Origin of the sequence: Enterococcus canintestini, from assembly GCF_001885735.1 — a bacterium.
In the GTDB taxonomy this organism is placed as follows: domain Bacteria; phylum Bacillota; class Bacilli; order Lactobacillales; family Enterococcaceae; genus Enterococcus_C; species Enterococcus_C canintestini.
In genome coordinates this window covers 304743-321132 of the sequence record NZ_JXKG01000001.1, presented here as the reverse complement: position 1 = coordinate 321132, position 16390 = coordinate 304743, and the positions used below count along the sequence as shown (strand labels likewise).

16 protein-coding genes are annotated in these 16390 nt (G+C 35.4%); 3 read left to right on the top strand and 13 right to left on the bottom strand.

Translation table 11 applies throughout. The features are described from left to right. Positions 1-48 precede the first annotated feature (48 nt). The 4 genes from rpoD to RU96_RS01475 all read right to left on the bottom strand — a co-directional run bounded on the left by rpoD (position 49) and on the right by RU96_RS01475 (position 4857). Complete coding sequence (gene rpoD, locus RU96_RS01490) at positions 49-1155, bottom strand: RNA polymerase sigma factor RpoD (RefSeq protein ID WP_016172347.1); 1107 nt, start codon at positions 1153-1155, stop codon at positions 49-51. Positions 1156-1179: 24 nt separating this feature from the next. Continuing rightward, entirely contained in the window at positions 1180-3045 is a 1866-nt protein-coding gene (dnaG, locus tag RU96_RS01485) for a DNA primase (RefSeq protein WP_071863775.1), read from the bottom strand. Positions 3046-3305: 260 nt separating this feature from the next. Continuing rightward, positions 3306-4148, bottom strand: a complete 843-nt coding sequence (locus RU96_RS01480; RefSeq protein ID WP_071863774.1) for a DUF368 domain-containing protein — start codon at positions 4146-4148, stop codon at positions 3306-3308. Between the two features lie 88 nt (positions 4149-4236). Beyond that, positions 4237-4857, bottom strand: a complete 621-nt coding sequence (locus RU96_RS01475; RefSeq protein WP_071863773.1) for a lysozyme family protein — start codon at positions 4855-4857, stop codon at positions 4237-4239. Positions 4858-5056: 199 nt separating this feature from the next. Between RU96_RS01475 and RU96_RS01470 the strand changes: the two genes are divergently transcribed. Both RU96_RS01470 and mprF read left to right on the top strand, forming a co-directional pair. Further along, positions 5057-5653 carry an alpha/beta fold hydrolase gene (locus tag RU96_RS01470; protein WP_249024133.1) on the top strand — a complete coding sequence of 199 codons (597 nt, stop codon included), beginning with the start codon at positions 5057-5059 and terminating at the stop codon, positions 5651-5653. A gap of 124 nt (positions 5654-5777) precedes the next feature. Then, positions 5778-8354 carry a bifunctional lysylphosphatidylglycerol flippase/synthetase MprF gene (gene mprF, locus RU96_RS01465; protein WP_071863772.1) on the top strand — a complete coding sequence of 859 codons (2577 nt, stop codon included), beginning with the start codon at positions 5778-5780 and terminating at the stop codon, positions 8352-8354. Between the two features lie 184 nt (positions 8355-8538). On the opposite strand, the gene lepB is transcribed toward mprF, so the two are convergent. From lepB to RU96_RS01430, 7 genes are all read right to left on the bottom strand, one after another. Continuing rightward, on the bottom strand, positions 8539-9078 hold the full coding sequence (lepB, locus tag RU96_RS01460) for a signal peptidase I (protein WP_071863771.1): 540 nt from the start codon (positions 9076-9078) through the stop codon (positions 8539-8541). A 15-nt stretch (positions 9079-9093) separates the two neighbouring features. Further along, positions 9094-10524, bottom strand: coding sequence for a S41 family peptidase (locus RU96_RS01455; RefSeq protein ID WP_071863770.1), 1431 nt, complete (start codon positions 10522-10524; stop codon positions 9094-9096). 15 nt (positions 10525-10539) lie between these two features. Beyond that, the gene (locus tag RU96_RS01450; protein WP_071863769.1) at positions 10540-10761 is read right to left on the bottom strand and encodes a YozE family protein; all 222 of its coding nucleotides are present in this window, start codon (positions 10759-10761) and stop codon (positions 10540-10542) included. Further along, the gene (gene msrA, locus RU96_RS01445) at positions 10754-11275 is read right to left on the bottom strand and encodes a peptide-methionine (S)-S-oxide reductase MsrA (RefSeq protein ID WP_071863768.1); all 522 of its coding nucleotides are present in this window, start codon (positions 11273-11275) and stop codon (positions 10754-10756) included. Before msrA ends, RU96_RS01450 begins: the two co-directional genes overlap by 8 nt. Positions 11276-11279: 4 nt before the next feature. Next, positions 11280-11933: a YpmS family protein gene (locus tag RU96_RS01440; RefSeq protein ID WP_071863767.1), complete on the bottom strand. Its 654-nt coding sequence runs from the start codon at positions 11931-11933 to the stop codon at positions 11280-11282. Between the two features lie 30 nt (positions 11934-11963). Then, on the bottom strand, positions 11964-12863 hold the full coding sequence (locus RU96_RS01435) for an SGNH/GDSL hydrolase family protein (RefSeq protein ID WP_071863766.1): 900 nt from the start codon (positions 12861-12863) through the stop codon (positions 11964-11966). A 270-nt stretch (positions 12864-13133) separates the two neighbouring features. Beyond that, entirely contained in the window at positions 13134-13979 is an 846-nt protein-coding gene (locus RU96_RS01430; protein ID WP_071863765.1) for a DegV family protein, read from the bottom strand. 137 nt (positions 13980-14116) lie between these two features. Here RU96_RS01430 and trhA point away from each other — a divergent pair, with 137 nt between their 5' ends. Beyond that, positions 14117-14770: a PAQR family membrane homeostasis protein TrhA gene (gene trhA, locus RU96_RS01425; protein ID WP_071863764.1), complete on the top strand. Its 654-nt coding sequence runs from the start codon at positions 14117-14119 to the stop codon at positions 14768-14770. Between the two features lie 106 nt (positions 14771-14876). Here trhA and RU96_RS01420 read toward each other — a convergent pair whose 3' ends face one another. Together RU96_RS01420 and RU96_RS01415 are read right to left on the bottom strand one after the other, a co-directional pair. Then, positions 14877-15377 (bottom strand): dihydrofolate reductase, encoded by a 501-nt coding sequence (locus RU96_RS01420; protein ID WP_071863763.1) that lies wholly within the window; start codon positions 15375-15377, stop codon positions 14877-14879. Between the two features lie 31 nt (positions 15378-15408). Further along, positions 15409-16356 carry a thymidylate synthase gene (locus tag RU96_RS01415; RefSeq protein ID WP_071863762.1) on the bottom strand — a complete coding sequence of 316 codons (948 nt, stop codon included), beginning with the start codon at positions 16354-16356 and terminating at the stop codon, positions 15409-15411. Positions 16357-16390: the final 34 nt, after the last annotated feature.

Sequence of the window (16390 nt, the reverse complement as noted above, 5' to 3'; positions counted from 1 at the left end):
CAACACAATTTGACGAAGAGCCCAATAAAATAGCGTAACAGCTTGATATTATTCTAAGAAATCTTTTAATTGTTTCGAGCGAGATGGATGGCGCAATTTCCGCAATGCTTTTGCTTCAATTTGGCGAATCCGTTCTCTGGTAACCCCAAAGACTTTTCCGACTTCTTCTAACGTCCGGGTACGACCGTCATCAAGACCAAAACGAAGACGTAACACATTTTCTTCACGATCTGTCAAAGTATCTAAAACATCTTCTAGTTGTTCTTTTAAGAGTTCATAAGCCGCATGTTCTGCTGGACTAGTTGCTTCTTGGTCTTCAATAAAATCACCTAAATGAGAGTCATCTTCTTCACCAATTGGCGTTTCCAATGAAACTGGTTCTTGGGCAATTTTTAAGATTTCACGTACTTTTTCAGTTGGCAAATCCATTTCTGCACCAATTTCTTCAGGTGTTGGTTCCCGTCCTAGGTCTTGTAGTAATTGACGTTGGATTCGAATCAATTTATTAATGGTTTCAACCATGTGAACTGGAATTCGGATTGTCCGGGCTTGGTCAGCAATCGCACGAGTAATCGCTTGACGAATCCACCAAGTCGCATAAGTAGAAAACTTGAAACCTTTGCGGTAATCGAATTTTTCTACTGCTTTCATTAACCCCATATTACCTTCTTGGATTAAATCTAAAAATTGCATTCCACGGCCAACATAACGTTTCGCAATGGAAACAACTAAACGTAAGTTTGCTTCAGCTAAGCGTTGTTTTGCTTCTTGATCGCCTTCTTCAATTTTTAAGGCTAGTTCAACTTCTTCTTCAGCCGTTAAAAGTGGTACGCGACCAATTTCTTTTAAATACATACGCACAGGATCATTTATTTTTACCCCTGTTGGTGCGGACAAGTCTTCTTGTTTGGCTGCTTCTGCTTTCTTTTCATTGCTCTTTAAGCTGTGAACAGACGGTTCGCCATTTTCGTCGACGACACTAATACCAGCATCTTCAACTTTTTGGATTAATTTGTCCATTGCGTCAGCATCTAATGAAAAAGGTGTGGCCAATTTATTGGACAATTCGTCGTAAACGACTTGGCCATTGGGTTTATTTTCTTTGATAAAGGCACTTACCGCTTTATCATATTCTGTTTTTTGTTCTTTTGCCATGAAAAGAAGGCCCCCTTTGTGTAATTAAGCTTGCTGCAATTGTTTGGTTAAATCTATTATTTCAACTGCCAACTCTAATGCCTGCTGCATATTGCCCAATTGACTTGCTTCTTGCTGCATAAATTTCTTTTGATTAATTTTTTCAGCAATGCGTGCCTTTTGGAATAAACGCAAAATGCTTTTTATCTCCTCTTCAGAAGAATCTTGCGGTACATTAAGATAGGCAATTTCAATCACTTTATTTTTCACTGCCGTTTCTGTTAAATAATCGAGAAAATCAGGTAAAGAAAAGTTGCCGAAACTCTCGATAAAGTTTTCATACATAAAATAAATCGTTTGATATTCATCATGGATAAAAACTAACTCTGCTTGTTGTAAACGCGATAACAGTGAACTATCGTTAAAGAGTCGATACAAAATTAGCTGTTCGCCTCGTTCGACCTGAGTTAACGGTCTATTTGGCCGCTGGGTTATAGCTGATGATTTTACTTCCTGTGAACCAATTTGAGGCGCATCTTCAGTCGCTATATTGTGCCGAGGTGCTTTTGTAGCTTCTTGTCGTCGTTTTTGTTTGAATTCACTGAGTTGTTGCTGCAATGTTTCCCGACTTAAATGAAACTCCGTGGCAATTTGAGTCAAATAACGATCCTGAGCGAGTAATGAATCAACTTTTGCCAATTCTTGTAATAAATCAGTTACATAGTCAAGTTGTTCTTTTTCATTACTTAAATTTCTATTTTGGCGTAAATAAGCCATCTTAAAACCAAAAACAGTTTCACGGCCATGATAAGCCAATTCATAAAATGCTTCACTACCGTACTTTTGAACATACTCATCTGGATCAAGTTTTTCCGGCAACTGTAAAATTGCTAAATCCAAATTACTGTGTTCATCTAATAATGCTATGGCCCGATCAGTTGCTTTTAAGCCAGCATTGTCGCCATCGTAACTAATGACAATTTCCCCTGCAACTCGTTCGATTATTGCAATTTGTTGACTTGTTAAACTCGTCCCCATACTGGCAATTCCGTTTTTTACACCAGATTGCCAAGCAGCAATAACATCCATAAAGCCTTCAAATAAAAAAACGGTATTTTCTTTGCGGATTACAGGTCTGGCTCTATCAAAATTAAAAAGAACTTGGCGTTTATTAAATAATTCGGTTTCCGGTGAGTTTAAATACTTCGGTTGGTTTTCGCCTGGATAATCCGGTGTTATTAAAATACGTCCGGAAAACCCAATCGTCTTTCCCTTTACATCGTGAATTGGAAACATAATCCGTTGATAAAAACGATCGGCTAATTCACCGTTTTCTCGTTCCACAAAAAGTCCCGACTGAACTAAAAGAGTGGAGTCCACTTTTTCGTTAGCAAAAACTTGTTGCAAAAATTGGCGTTCGTTTGGTGCAAAGCCAATTTCAAACTCATCAATCAGCTCTTGGGTTAACCCACGTTCTAATAAATAATCTAAAGCTAACTGCCCGACAGCTGTATTCACCAACATATGGTGATAAACTTCTTTTGCTTTTTCATGCAGTTTAATTAATGCCTGTTGGGGTGAATTGCCCACTTGCGTCGTTGTATTTAATTTGTATTCATCAGCAAAAGGAATTTGTTCAATTTCTGCTACTTTTGCAACAGCCTCTGGAAAAGTAAGTCCTTCTAATTCTTCAACAAAACCAAAAACGTTTCCTCCTCGGCCGCAACCAAAACAGTGAAAAATCTGCTTATCTTCGGCGACAGAAAAAGATGGCGTTTTTTCTTCGTGAAAAGGACACAAGCCAACGTAGTTTTTACCGGCTTTTTTTAGCTGGACGTATTGACCAATGACTTCGACAATATTACTCTTTTCCCGAATCTCATCAATTACATTCTGAGGTATTCTGGCCACTTCATTCACCTCCAGCCTGCAAATTATTAAACAATTGTTATCGGTAAAAAATCGCACTAATTAAAAATCAGCGCGACTTCAAAAAAGACCCAATAATACAAACTATATTCTAACATATTCTCTTTGTTTTTCAAGTCTTACGACCTAAAGTCCGTGAATTGAAAAACACTCATTAAAAAAGTACTAAAGAAAGTATTTGCTCTATTCAAAAGCTCAAAAGCATTTTTTGGCAAAAGCCAAACAAAATTATTTTAGGACAACTATTTGTACTGATCTTCTAGTTTGCTCATCCAAGCACCCAATAATGCGCCCAGCAGACACAACACAACACAACCTGCGTAACCTGCAAAAGTAAACCCTTGATAATTCGTTGGAATAATCATCACAGTCGAAGCAAAAACAATTCCTAAAATAAAATGGAACAATTGAGGATAAGCTTTACTAAAAATATAATCCATCACTTTTGACAAGCCTAAAACGGTGATAATACCACCAATCCCAATTGGAATAATCACACTGAGATTTAAATCTTTAATACCATCAGACATCGCTTTATACATCCCCATATATACTAAAAAATTAGAAGGGCTAAGTCCTGGTACAATCATCCCCAAACCAATTAAGCCACCTGCGATTATCCAAGTGAAAAAGTTTTGATCTACTTGAGAAAATAAACCTGAACCTTTCCACAAAAATAAAAAGCCTAATGTAAAACTCACCACTAAAATAATAATTTCTCTTTTACTACGCCCTTTTTTACCGGCTTCTTTCCATAAAGCAGGAACTGTTCCTATAATACACCCTACAAAAAACCATAAAATAATCGTTTCATAAGTTCCTAATAAAAAACTCACCACAAAAGATAATAAAAAGACACCAGTGATACCACCTAAACCAACTGGAATAAAAAATAAAACATTTTCTTTAAAATTACGGGTTATGTGCGCTAAAAACGAAATAATCCGTTCGTAAATACCAAAAATTGCCGCTAAAGCTCCCCCAGAAACTCCTGGCAAGATGAAACCTGACCCAATAAACATGCCTTTAACAAAGCGAAGTAGCCAATCTTTTGTTTTCGCCTCTTTTGCCATTGTTTTTCCCATCTTCTAAGACACTCCTCATGATTAAATTCAACTTTAACAATTAATAAAATACCTTTTAAAGTTTAGCATATTTGGTTTTGCTTGCAAGCTAAAATAAAAAGTTCGTCCAATTGATTTTCTTTTCGTTGAATTTCACCAGATCCGCATAAAACATATTCCCGCCATTATGGTATAAAAAGCCACCATTATAAAGTAATGACTGAATTCCCCAATAACGGTATTTCGTTTTATCTTGATTACCTAAAATTGGCGATAAAACATCTTTAGAATATTTTTCCGCTAATTCGACTGTGTTTGTCCCCCCATTTTTGGCAACAAAATCAATATAATCCAAACCAAAATTATAAGCTTGAACAGCCGTCCAGAGATCACAGTCTTGTGCTTGTGCTTTTTTGATAGCGGCAGCTAAAAATTTAACACCGGCATCAATACTTTCGTCTGTGTTTGTAATCTTATTTTGGCTGCCATAACTACTTTCAGAACTTTGCATCACGTCAGAGCCTTGCCCTTTTGATTCAGTAAAAATGATGGCCTGGGCTAATTTTTCTTTAGAGGAAATCTGATATTTTTTGGTCGCACTAGCAACAATCGCATCGTATTGATGGACTTGTTTTAATATTTGGTAATTTCGAAAGCCAATAAAAATAATACCTACTAAGACAATCAAAATTAAACACTTTAAAATAATCTTGCTAATTTTTTTTAACATAAAAACCATCCAAACGTTTTGAGTATTTTTCTATACTACTATTTCTCTTTTTCTATGGCTATCACAAAACCATTTCTTGGTAATAATTTTAGAAAAACAAAATATTTGGCAACAACTTACAATATTGTTTGGCTAAAGTTATCCATATCATTGTTCATAATTTTAGCCAATCGTTATAATGAAAGAAAGGAGGGTGCCTATGACAAGTGGATTTATTACTTTAACAGATCAAACCAAGCTCTATTATGAACGTTATGGCGCCGGCAAACCTTTGATTTTTTTACATGGCAACAATAGTAGTGGTCGCTATTTTAAAAAACAAGTTCCTTTTTTTGCCAATTATTTTGATTGTCTCATTTTAGATACGCGTGGTCATGGCCGTTCTAATAATGAAGCAACAGAGCTTAATTTTCGCCTTTTAGCTGGTGATTTAGCAGAGGTTATGGAAATTTTAAAGCTTAGTAAGGCTACTATTTTAGGCTTTAGTGATGGTGCCAATCTAGCCCTGGCCTTTTCCCATATTTTTCCCGAAAAAGTTGAAGGCCTGATTTTAAATTCCGGCAATTATCGTGTAAACGGGGAAAAGTGGCTAACTAGAGTGGCTACTCAATTGGGCTATTTTAGCTTGGCTTTTTTAGGAGTTTTTAGCACTACTTTTATAAGACAAAAAAACATGCTGAGTTTAATGGTGAATGATTTACCGTTAAGTGAAATAGATTTAGAGCAGATCACTGCCAAAACACTCGTCATCGCAGGCACTTGTGATGTCATTAAACCAGTCACACCCAAAAAATAGCCGCCCTCTTACCTAATAGTCAGCTAATTTTAATTAGCAAAGCCGGTCACACAGTCGCTTTTAGTCATCCGGAAATTTTCAATCAAATGGTTTACAAATTTTTACAAGAAAAGTAGGTGTTGATATGCAAAAAATTATTGCCAAAGTAAAAAGCTATGAGAGTATTTTAAAAACAATTTTTCTTTTCGCAGTTATCATTATTGTAGTAGGTGAACTTATTTCAATTAGCAAAACAATTAATATCGCCCAGTTAAAAGCTACTTTGGGAGATGTCCCTATTTACAAAGTCTTTTTAATGTTTATTATTGGCCTGATTGCTGTTTTACCAATGGTAGGCTATGATTTCACATTAAATAAGATGTTGAATTTGAATCACAAAAAAAGTTACATTTTTGAAATGAGCTGGTTAATTAATACGATTAACAATATCGCAGGCTTCGGAGGATTTATTAGCATTGGGTTACGTTCAGAATTTTTTGGCAAAGGCCAAAAGGGAAAAGACGTCGCCAGCGCACTATCAAAAATATTGATCTTCTTAATGTCTGGCCTTTCTATTTATAGTTTGATTTCCTTTTTCTTAGTTACTTTTACTGATATTAATCCTTATTTAAAACAGTATTGGATTTGGTTAATCGGTGGTGGCTTATACTTCCCTGTTGTTTTAATCATTACCCATTTTAAAAAGACTGGCTTATTAGGTGGACTTAAACAACAGTATCGTCTTGAACTAATTGCAACTTCCTTTTTGGAGTGGACAGGTGTAGCCGGTTCGTTTCTAGCAATAGGCTATTTAATGGAAGTTCCTTTTCCTTTATGGCAAGTCTTGCCACTTTATATCGCAGCTTCTGTTATTGGGATTGTTTCCATGATTCCTGGGGCATTGGGTAGTTTTGATATTATGATGATTTTAGGATTATCCAATCTGGGAATCAACCGTGAAACAGTTGTTGCTTGGCTTTTACTCTACCGAATTTTTTATTACCTGATTCCTTTTGCTATTGGTCTAGCACTTTTCTTCAAAAATCTATGGACAAAAGTGGACGTACGTTACTCTGGTATACCCAAACAACTTACATTGGAAATTTTCCATAAGATCGAAGTAATTATGCTTTATTTTTCCGGTATTATGATGGTCCTAATGGCAACAATTCCCCAAGCGTTTTCTGAATTCAAATGGTTACAACACGTCAATCCATTTCGTTTCCACATTATCGTGCAATTTCCTAGTATCGTTTTAGGATTTAGCTTGTTAATTATGGGTAGAGGGATTGCTTCACGAGTAAAACGCGCCTATTTCCCGACCATTATGTTAATTGTGGCCGCGATTATTTATACGTTTTTAATTGACTTTAGTCTAGCCGCAATTATTTTCTTAAGCCTGATTTTATTGATTACAATTTTATCTAAAACTGAATTATTCCGTGAACAACTCGTCTACTCATGGGAACAATTAACTATTGACGGTATTATTATCGGTGGTCTAACTCTTTTATATTTAATTATTGGTATTTACAATCTGCCTACATTTCCCCACCATCACCGAAAACCGATTAGCTTTTTCTTGTTTCCTTCAGAAAAGTTATGGTTTTCAGGGTTTGTCGCAATTTTAGTTATCGCTTTGTTTATTTTGCTTTTTGTCCGTTATTTACAAGGGAAAAAGCAGCAGCCTGGTCAAGCGTTTGATGAAGCAAAAGTCAGCCATATCCTAACCACATATGGTGGAAACTCAGATTCTCAACTGGTCTATTTAAAAGATAAAAATATTTACGTCTACAATAACGGCAGCGATGATACCGTCTTTTTACAGTTTGCGACTTACAATAATAAAAATGTGGTGATGGGTAGTCCCAATGGCAATAAAGCTGATTTTGAAGCGGCGATTGCCCAATTTATTCACGATGCAGACTTATTGGGCTATTTACCAGTCTTTTATGAAACAGATGAAGAAACCGTTATGATTTTGCATGAATTAGGTTATGACTTTATCAAGATGGGCGAAGAAGCACTAGTTGAATTGGATACTTTTACCACCTCTGGTAAAAAGATGAAAGGAACACGAGCAGTTTTAAATAAAATTGAAAAAAAAGGCTTTACTTTTGAAGTTTTACAACCACCATATTCGGACCAACAAATGAAAACTTTTAAAGAAATTTCTGATAGTTGGTTAGACGGCCGAAAAGAAAAAGGATTTTCATTAGGCTTTTTCTCTGAAGATTATTTGCAACGCGGGCCAATGGCAGTGGTCAAAAATAGCGATGGTGAAATTGTTTCTTTTGCCAATATTATTCCGACCTATACGAATGAGATTGGTACAATCGATTTGATGCGTCATCATGCCCAAAAAGCGCCATCTGGCAGTATGGATTTCTTGTTTGTTAACTTGTTTTCTTATATGCAAGAAAATGGTATTCAGTATTTTGATTTGGGAATGGCGCCACTTTCAAATGTCGGTCAATCCCGTAAAAGTTTCTTACAAGAACGTATTGCTTATCTGGTGTATGAATTTGGTTCACGATTTTACTCTTTCCAAGGTCTCCGAGACTATAAAGAAAAATATGCCAGCCAATGGCGCTCTCGTTATACCTTGTACTCTCGTGATAGTTGGATTGCTTATGTAATGTTGGCAATATTATTTATTGACAACCGGACAGTTGATAAAAAGACACCGCTACACGGTGTAAAACGCTTTTTAAAGCGTTAAGCCAGATTTATTTTATAAAAAACAGGTGTGACAAAAATCTCGTCACACCTGTTTTTTGGCGATAAACTCTTGTTTCAAAAGCAAATTTTGCTTAAATAACTCGAAATTTCACAAATATTTAAGTAGCAACTTCTTAACATTACTTCCTATTTCTTGAAGCTGACCACTTCTGTCACCTATCATTTTAAATAATCCGCCAATGTTTAAAAGGATAATAGACAAAGCGTGCTTTTCCTAAAATTGACTCTGCTTTAATCGCCCCAAAAGAACGACTATCTTTTGAAATACGGCGGTTATCCCCCATCACAAAATAACTATCCGGACCTAATTTTTTAGCCCCAGTTAATTCTTCTAAAGAAAAATCATTGGTAAAAGAGCCCTCATCTGCTAAGTTCTTTTTATTTGTTGCTAAAAAGGGTTCTGAAACGACCTTGCCATTAACGTAAAGCTTATCGTTGTCATAATATAGTTCATCCCCAGGCAAGGCTATGACTCGTTTAATATATGTCGTACCACTTGCTAGTTGAAAAACGACAACGTCAAACCGTTTAATTTTGGAAATTTTTTCCATGATGACCATATCATCTTGTTTTAAAGTAGTCTCCATTGAATTTCCTTCTACCGGCACGGGAATAAGTAAAAAACCGCGTACTAAAATAGCAATTGCAAAAGCAATAATGGCATATTTTATTGTCATCCAAAAATATTCTTTAAACTTTTTCATACCATTTCTCCTGCATTAATTCTTTGAAGCCATTTCTTTTTTCAACACGTCAATTCCTTTGTGGTACGCTTCATCATGACTCGTAATTTGCGTAGTTAATTGTTTTTCAATTGCATCGGCAGTCTCTTTGTTTAAAGTCTGTGAAACTTCTAGATGTTGTTTAGTTTGAAAATCTTTCAGCGCATTTTTGGTTTTCTCATTAAACACATCTCCAGCGGTATCATAACCTAAAGCTTTTAAAAAGCGATTTAGACGTTTGATTTCATCAGAAGACTGGCCTTGTTTTAATTCCTTGTCCCGTGGTAATGGCGCTAAATAAGCATAATCAGGAAAATCAGCTTTAATCGTTGGTTCTAAACCTTTTTCGTGAATCCAATTACCTTTTGGGGTTAGCCATTTACTGACGGTTAGTTTTAAACTGCTTTTATCATCAATTGGACTCACCGTTTGAACCGTTCCTTTACCAAAAGTAGTCGTCCCGATAATCGGTATTTTAGCAGATTCTTTTAGGGCGGCCGCAAAAATCTCTGAAGCAGAAGCAGAACCACTATCTACTAACACGACTGTTGGTTCAGTTACTTTAAATCCTTGATCAAATTTTTCGCCAGCAACTGCTTTTGAAACAGTATGATGATTGTCTTTAAATTCTACAATAGTTTGACCATCTTTTAAAAACATACTTGCCATTTTTTCAACTTGATCTAATAGTCCACCAGGATTTTGTCTGACGTCTAAAATAAATGATTTTGCACCTTGCTTACGTAATGAAGTGATAGCATCTTTTAGTTCTTTAGCGGTATTCTCGCCAAAACTACTGATTTGTAGTACCCCAATTTGCTTATTTTCATTACTAATTTTTTCTGTAACTGTGTGAAGTGGAATCTTATCTCGCTTTAAAGTAACTGAGAATGTCTCGTTACCACGCTTTATTTGTAAAATAACTTCGGTTCCTTTTTTACCACGAATTTTACTTACTACTTCAGCTAATTTTTTTCCTTTGGTAGTCATTTGGTCTACTTTTAAAATGATATCATTTGCTCTTAGACCACTTTTAGCAGCTGGAGTATCTTTAATTGGCGCTTGCGCAATTTCAGGATATTCATCTTTGATTTGCAATGTCGCGCCGATTCCTTCAAAACTATCAGATAAAGATTGATTTAATTGACTCGATCCTTCTTCATCTAAAAAAGTCGTATACGGATCATCCAAGGCCTCTGTCATGCCCTTTAACGCTCCATTGACCAATGTCTTTGAATCTACATCCCGATAGTAATTTCCCTTTATTTCATCATACAATTGTTGTACTTGAGCTAAATCATCATTGCTTTTTGCGACTGTTTCATTTTGTAATTCGTGAATAGTCCCATACAAATAGCCGCCAGCGCCAAAAAGAACTGCCACTGTTACGAGTGAAGCAAAATAAATTTTAGGGGATATTTTCTTCATCTTGGGCCTTCTTTCTTAACGATTGTTTTCCACATATTGCTCATAAATGCGATCAAAAATATCCATACTTGTTAGGTAATTAACATTCATCTCCAAATAACTAGATAACTCATCATAATCACTAGTATGTTTGGGAAACTGAATATCATGACTGACATGATTAGCGAAAACTTGTTCTTCACTTAAATGATTTGGCCCTTTTAAAGTCAAAACATAATGATAAAAACTTCTACGCATTAAACTCCTCCCAATGTTCTTTAATAAATTCAGCGCGTCTTTGGTGATTTAAAGCAAAATTTTGAGGATGTTTTTTATAGTAATCTTGATGATAACTTTCTGCTTCATAAAAAGGTTGCGCTGGTTCAATTGTCGTCACAATCGGTTCAGAGAAAATACCGCTATCAGCTAAAGCTTGCCGACTTTTTTCAGCTTTTATTTTTTGTTCTTCATTTAAATAAAAAATGACTGGTCGGTAATTATCCCCGCGATCTTGAAATTGACCAAAGGCATCGGTGGGATCTGTCTGTTGCCAATAAATTTGCAATAATTCTTCATAGCTAATAATTTCAGGATCAAATATAATTTCCACTGCTTCAGTATGACCTGTGGTATGAGTTAAGACTTGCTCATACGTTGGGTTTTCCACGTGACCTCCTGTATAACCAGAAGTCACTGTATAAATTCCAGGTTGTTCATCAAAGGGTTGCACCATGCACCAAAAACAACCACCTGCAAAAATTGCGCGTTCCATCAAATCATTCCTTTCCTTCTGGCAAATATAAGCCTACTTGAATTTCATCGTCAATTAAATTAATCTTTTTAGCTTTGACAAAAAGGCCCGTTGGTAATTGAAACTGATCTAAACGTAAAGTAATAGCTTTATCTTTCGGGGTTACTTCAATCCATTCTGGAAAATCATAACTTCGCTTCACCAATTTCATAACTTCTTCAATGGGCAGACCCAATGTACCAATTGACATGCTCTTGGCCCGCAATTGAATATTTCCGTTTTCCATCACATAAGGATCAAAGTACAAATAAAAATGAACCGGAAAATTTAATACTTTTGTCTCACCTGAAAGCATAGCTTCATTTTCTAGGGCAAATTGATATTTCACGCTACTATCTTTTTGAAAATCGGTTAAATAGTAATCAATTAAAGCATTTAACTGACTTTTGTTCATAGAAATTGTAGTAACTTCTTGTCCTTTAGTATTAGTTACTTTTGCGGTTTCACTATAATTTGGTTCTCTGATAGCAAAAATTCTCGTACTCAAAAAGATACCGGTGCCAATGACAAACGCCGTTAAGACTAAAAATGCAATCTTCCAACCATTCATTTTTTTGAAATTCATCTTTTTGAATATTTGCTTTTCTTCACGAGTTTTTTTAGGATTATTTTCAGTCATTTGCGACTACTCCTCGTCTTTATAGGTTTCTTATTTTTTTATCAGCCACTCTGATTTCGTTTGAATTAATTCATCTCGCAATGCATTGGCCATTAACTGATAGCCCAAATTATTCGGATGAAATTTATCCTGGTCATATAACGCATTGTTATCGACAATATTTAAATCACTACTATTTGAACTTTTTATATCAGCCTCTGCTGAAGAATCAAGTGTACTGTCAATGCCCACTTCATTATCAAGTCCACGGTATAACAAATCATTAATTGGAATAAAATGAACATTTTGAAATTCTTTTGTCGTTTCTTCCGTAGCTAAATTCCAGTTATCGACAATTTTTTGCATATCGGTAATTTCAGGAAAATTTAAATAAAATGGATTGTAGATACCAAAAACGTAAATAGGCGCTGTTTGATTTTCTTTTTGCATTAATGTAATGATTTCAGCTACCCTTTTTTGATATTTAGCTTGTGGTTTCTGAAATGTTTTAATAGAAAGGCCAAAGAAATTATCTTGAATCACTTTCATTAAATCATTTCCACCTACAGTTAATGTCAAAATATCTGCCGAAGCAATATTTTTTAAAATTTTATTTTCTTTTTTCATGCGTTTTAAAATCTGATCACTACGTTCTCCAGCCACCCCGTAATTTTCCACTTCTACACTGGTTAGACGATAGCGTTCTTCAATATCGCTTGTAACGATAGGAACAAAACCACCACGTTTAGTTTCATCACCTATTCCTTCAGTCAAAGAATCGCCAACAGCAACAAAGTGAATTTTTTCTTTTTGATTTTTCACCACTTCATTACTAGGTGCTGATTCCAAGATTGGTTTGGCAGCAGGAATCGCTTGATTTAGCACAATATAAACAAGCATTGCACCAATCCCCACGATTAAAACGGTAATCAGGGGTTTAAAAATTTTCAATAGCTAAACCTCCTCTTTAAAACTAAGCCAAAAAGCTATAGTATCGCCTATTTTAGCAAAAAAAAGGATAAAAAGGTAGTATCCCACATTAACGCTAATAAAGCTTTACTTTTCTCTAATTACTAGACTGTAAAATTTACCAATCAAAAAGAAGCCAAAACAAAAGTTTGCTCGTAGCAGCTGCTTATTAATCAATTTTTTTAGATAAATCATTTCTTATCTCTTTTGATCATTGATTATTTCGCATACTTTTGTTTTAACTTCCAATTATTAATCTTCCGTATAATAAGTTATCGCAAATGCACCTTTACCAGTGTGTGTTGCAATAATCGGCGTGGTGTGTAGCAGTGGGATATGCATTTCAGGAAAAATTTCTTGCAGTTCTTTTTTAAATTCTTCACATAAGGCTAAACCATCAGCATGGGAAATACCAATACTTTTTACGTTGGTTTTTTGCTGTAATTCTTTTTTTAATCCTTCAAACCATTTGGTAAAAGTTTTAGTCCCTCGTCCTTTTACCACTGGAATCAATTCAGAATGATCAAAGTCCATTACAACTCGCATATTGAGTAAATTAGATAAAATCCCTGTTGCGCGACTAATTCGTCCACCTTTTACGAGATTATCTAACGTCGAGACACCGATATAAAGTTTTGTGTTTTCTCTTACTTTTTCAACCGCTGCCAAAACTTCAGCTAATGAACTGCCTGCTTGTGCCATTTGGGCGGCTTTAATTACTTGAAAAGATAGGCCTTGATCTGTCGTGTCACTGTCAATGACTGTCACATCACTTTTAGATAAATTACTCGCTTGACGGGCCGCTTCAACTGTCCCACTTAAGCCTTTCGTCATATGAATAGACAAAATTTGACTGCCATCTTCTCCTAATGCATCAAAAAGCTCAACGAATTCGCCAATTGGTGGTTGACTTGTTTTGGGTAATTCTTTGGCTGTAGCCATCATACTCATAAATTTTTCACCAGGTAGGGTTTCGTCATCTTTATATAAGACGCCATCAATCATTACCGATAAGGGAACGATTTCAATTTCTAATTTCTCTTGCATTGCTTTTTCCATCGTACACGATGAATCCGTAACTATTTTAAGTTTTGCCATGGTTCCTTCACTCTTCCTTTAACATTGCTCATCTTCATGTTAAAATACGTCTAAACATGCTCTGTCTCTAAGTATAACAGAGACAATTTGTTTTTTCATTAATTTTGAAACATTCCCTAAAAGGAGGCAGGTAAGATATGGAAAAACCGCGATTTTCTCGTAAATATTTAATCTTAAATGAAGTACTAAACGCTGTGACTCACGGTATTGGCTTTGGGTTAGCAATCGCTGGACTTGTTATCTTATTAGTCAAAGGTGCCCGTTTAGGATCAGCCATCCATGTAGTTTCTTATGCGATTTATGGTTCGATGATGATTCTACTTTTTTTGTGTTCTACTTTATTTCACAGTTTAATTTTTACCAAAGCAAAAAAAGTCTTTCAAGTATTTGATCATGACTCTATCTTTCTTTTGATAGCAGGTAGCTATACTCCTTTTTGCCTTTTAAGTATTAAAGGTTGGTTAGGATGGACGTTATTTGCATTAATTTGGCTCCTAGCAATTACTGGCATTATTTATAAATCTTTGACACTGCATAAAAAAGATACAGTCTCTAAGGTTTCAACTTTTATTTATTTATTCATGGGTTGGCTTTGTTTAGTCGCGGCTAAAGATTTGTGGTTATCTTTAGGCAATATAGGAACTGCACTTTTAGTTGCTGGCGGCATGTCCTATTCCATTGGAGCCCTGTTTTATAGTCTGAAAAATATTCGCTTTATGCATGTGGTGTGGCATCTTTTTGTTATGTTAGGTGCAGGTTTTATGTATTTCTCCATTTTACTTTATACTTAAAAAGTGATGATTAGTTCATAATTGTTAGTTAAAATTTTAGCTAACTAGCAGATAAAAGCTAAAAAATGAGGTGTGATAAGAGTCCATTATCACACCTCATTTTTTATTAATCCGCATGAATGCGTTCATATTCTTCAAAAGTATGGGGAAATTTATTCTTGTCATCAATTTTTCCGGCAACTTTTTTCACTAAGCGCCAATTTTCCCATTCAATCGCAGGAAAATACGTGTCCCCTTCAAAAGAATCTTCAATTACGGTGCGAAAAATGTAATCGCAAAAAGGTAATAACGCCGTATAGACTGCCGCTCCACCTGCAATAAAAACCGTATGCTCTTTTTTGTGTGCATATTCTAACACTGCATTAACATCATGCATTACATAGACGCCTGCTGGAGCTTGGTAATTTTGATTACGTGTTAAAATGATAGTTGTTCTTCCCGGTAAAGGTCTTCCGCCCATTCCTTCAAAAGTCCGCCGTCCCATTATTAATGTATTGCCAATCGTCATCTCTTTAAAAAACTTTAAATCGTCTGGTAAATACCAAGGTAAAGCTTCATTTTTGCCGATTAAACCATTTTGATCTTGGGCCCAAATTGCTGCTAACATGACAATCTCCTTTTTATAAATTGTTTTTTATTTAAACTGCAATCGGTGCTTTAATTGTAGGATGAGGATGATAATTTTCCACTTGAATGTCTTCCATTTCAAAGTCAAAAACAGAAGATTTTGTTTGATTTAAAACTAATTTTGGTGCTGGACGAACATCTCGAGTTAACTGTTCATTCATCTGTTCAATATGATTTTGATATAAATGTGCATCCCCTAAAGTGTGGACAAATTCTCCTACGCCTAAACCTGTTTCATGAGCAATTAGATGTGTTAGCAATGCATAGCTTGCGATATTAAACGGCACACCTAAAAAGACATCTGCACTTCTTTGATATAATTGGCAGCTTAACTTACCGTCATAAACATAAAATTGAAACATCGTATGACAAGGAGGAAGCGCCATTGAAGGAACATCTTCTGGATTCCATGCCGTTACGATGAGACGACGGGAATTGGGATTGGTTTTAATCATCTCAATGACATCTTTAATTTGATCAATGAAAGTTCCATCTTGCTTTTCCCAATGACGCCATTGATAACCATAAATATGGCCCAGATCACCATGTTTTTGGGCAAACTTCTCATCTGCGACAATTTTTTCGCAAAAAGCTTTCATTTGTTTTTGATATTCTTCATTAAATTTTTCATCCACCAAAGAACGACGACCGAAATCAGTCATATCTGGACCAGTATAATCCGCACTTTTTACATAGCGTTCAAACGCCCATTCATCCCAAATATGGTTATTGTGTTGCAACAAATAACGAATATTAGTATCCCCTTTTAAAAACCACAACAATTCACTTTTAATTAAACCAAAAGGAACGCGTTTAGTCGTCAGTAATGGAAAGCCTTCATTTAAGTCAAAACGCATCTGGTAACCAAATAAACTTTTCGTACCAGTTCCCGTCCGATCCCCTTTATCGTGTCCTTCTTCCAATAGCTTTCTGCCTAGATCTAAATATGCTTGTTCCATAAATATCCTCCTTACCATTCAAAAAGATTTCAGT

What these genes read in the sequence shown, in the direction of transcription:
- rpoD (WP_016172347.1), bottom strand. Translation starts at nt 1,155, where the DNA reads ATGGCAAAAGAACAAAAAACAGAATATGATAAAGCGGTAAGTGCCTTT.
- RU96_RS01480 (WP_071863774.1), bottom strand. Translation starts at nt 4,148, where the DNA reads ATGGGAAAAACAATGGCAAAAGAGGCGAAAACAAAAGATTGGCTACTT.
- RU96_RS01475 (WP_071863773.1), bottom strand. Translation starts at nt 4,857, where the DNA reads ATGTTAAAAAAAATTAGCAAGATTATTTTAAAGTGTTTAATTTTGATT.
- RU96_RS01470 (WP_249024133.1), top strand. Translation starts at nt 5,057, where the DNA reads ATGACAAGTGGATTTATTACTTTAACAGATCAAACCAAGCTCTATTAT.
- mprF (WP_071863772.1), top strand. Translation starts at nt 5,778, where the DNA reads ATGCAAAAAATTATTGCCAAAGTAAAAAGCTATGAGAGTATTTTAAAA.
- lepB (WP_071863771.1), bottom strand. Translation starts at nt 9,078, where the DNA reads ATGAAAAAGTTTAAAGAATATTTTTGGATGACAATAAAATATGCCATT.
- RU96_RS01455 (WP_071863770.1), bottom strand. Translation starts at nt 10,524, where the DNA reads ATGAAGAAAATATCCCCTAAAATTTATTTTGCTTCACTCGTAACAGTG.
- RU96_RS01450 (WP_071863769.1), bottom strand. Translation starts at nt 10,761, where the DNA reads ATGCGTAGAAGTTTTTATCATTATGTTTTGACTTTAAAAGGGCCAAAT.
- msrA (WP_071863768.1), bottom strand. Translation starts at nt 11,275, where the DNA reads ATGGAACGCGCAATTTTTGCAGGTGGTTGTTTTTGGTGCATGGTGCAA.
- RU96_RS01440 (WP_071863767.1), bottom strand. Translation starts at nt 11,933, where the DNA reads ATGACTGAAAATAATCCTAAAAAAACTCGTGAAGAAAAGCAAATATTC.
- RU96_RS01430 (WP_071863765.1), bottom strand. Translation starts at nt 13,979, where the DNA reads ATGGCAAAACTTAAAATAGTTACGGATTCATCGTGTACGATGGAAAAA.
- trhA (WP_071863764.1), top strand. Translation starts at nt 14,117, where the DNA reads ATGGAAAAACCGCGATTTTCTCGTAAATATTTAATCTTAAATGAAGTA.
- RU96_RS01420 (WP_071863763.1), bottom strand. Translation starts at nt 15,377, where the DNA reads ATGTTAGCAGCAATTTGGGCCCAAGATCAAAATGGTTTAATCGGCAAA.
- RU96_RS01415 (WP_071863762.1), bottom strand. Translation starts at nt 16,356, where the DNA reads ATGGAACAAGCATATTTAGATCTAGGCAGAAAGCTATTGGAAGAAGGA.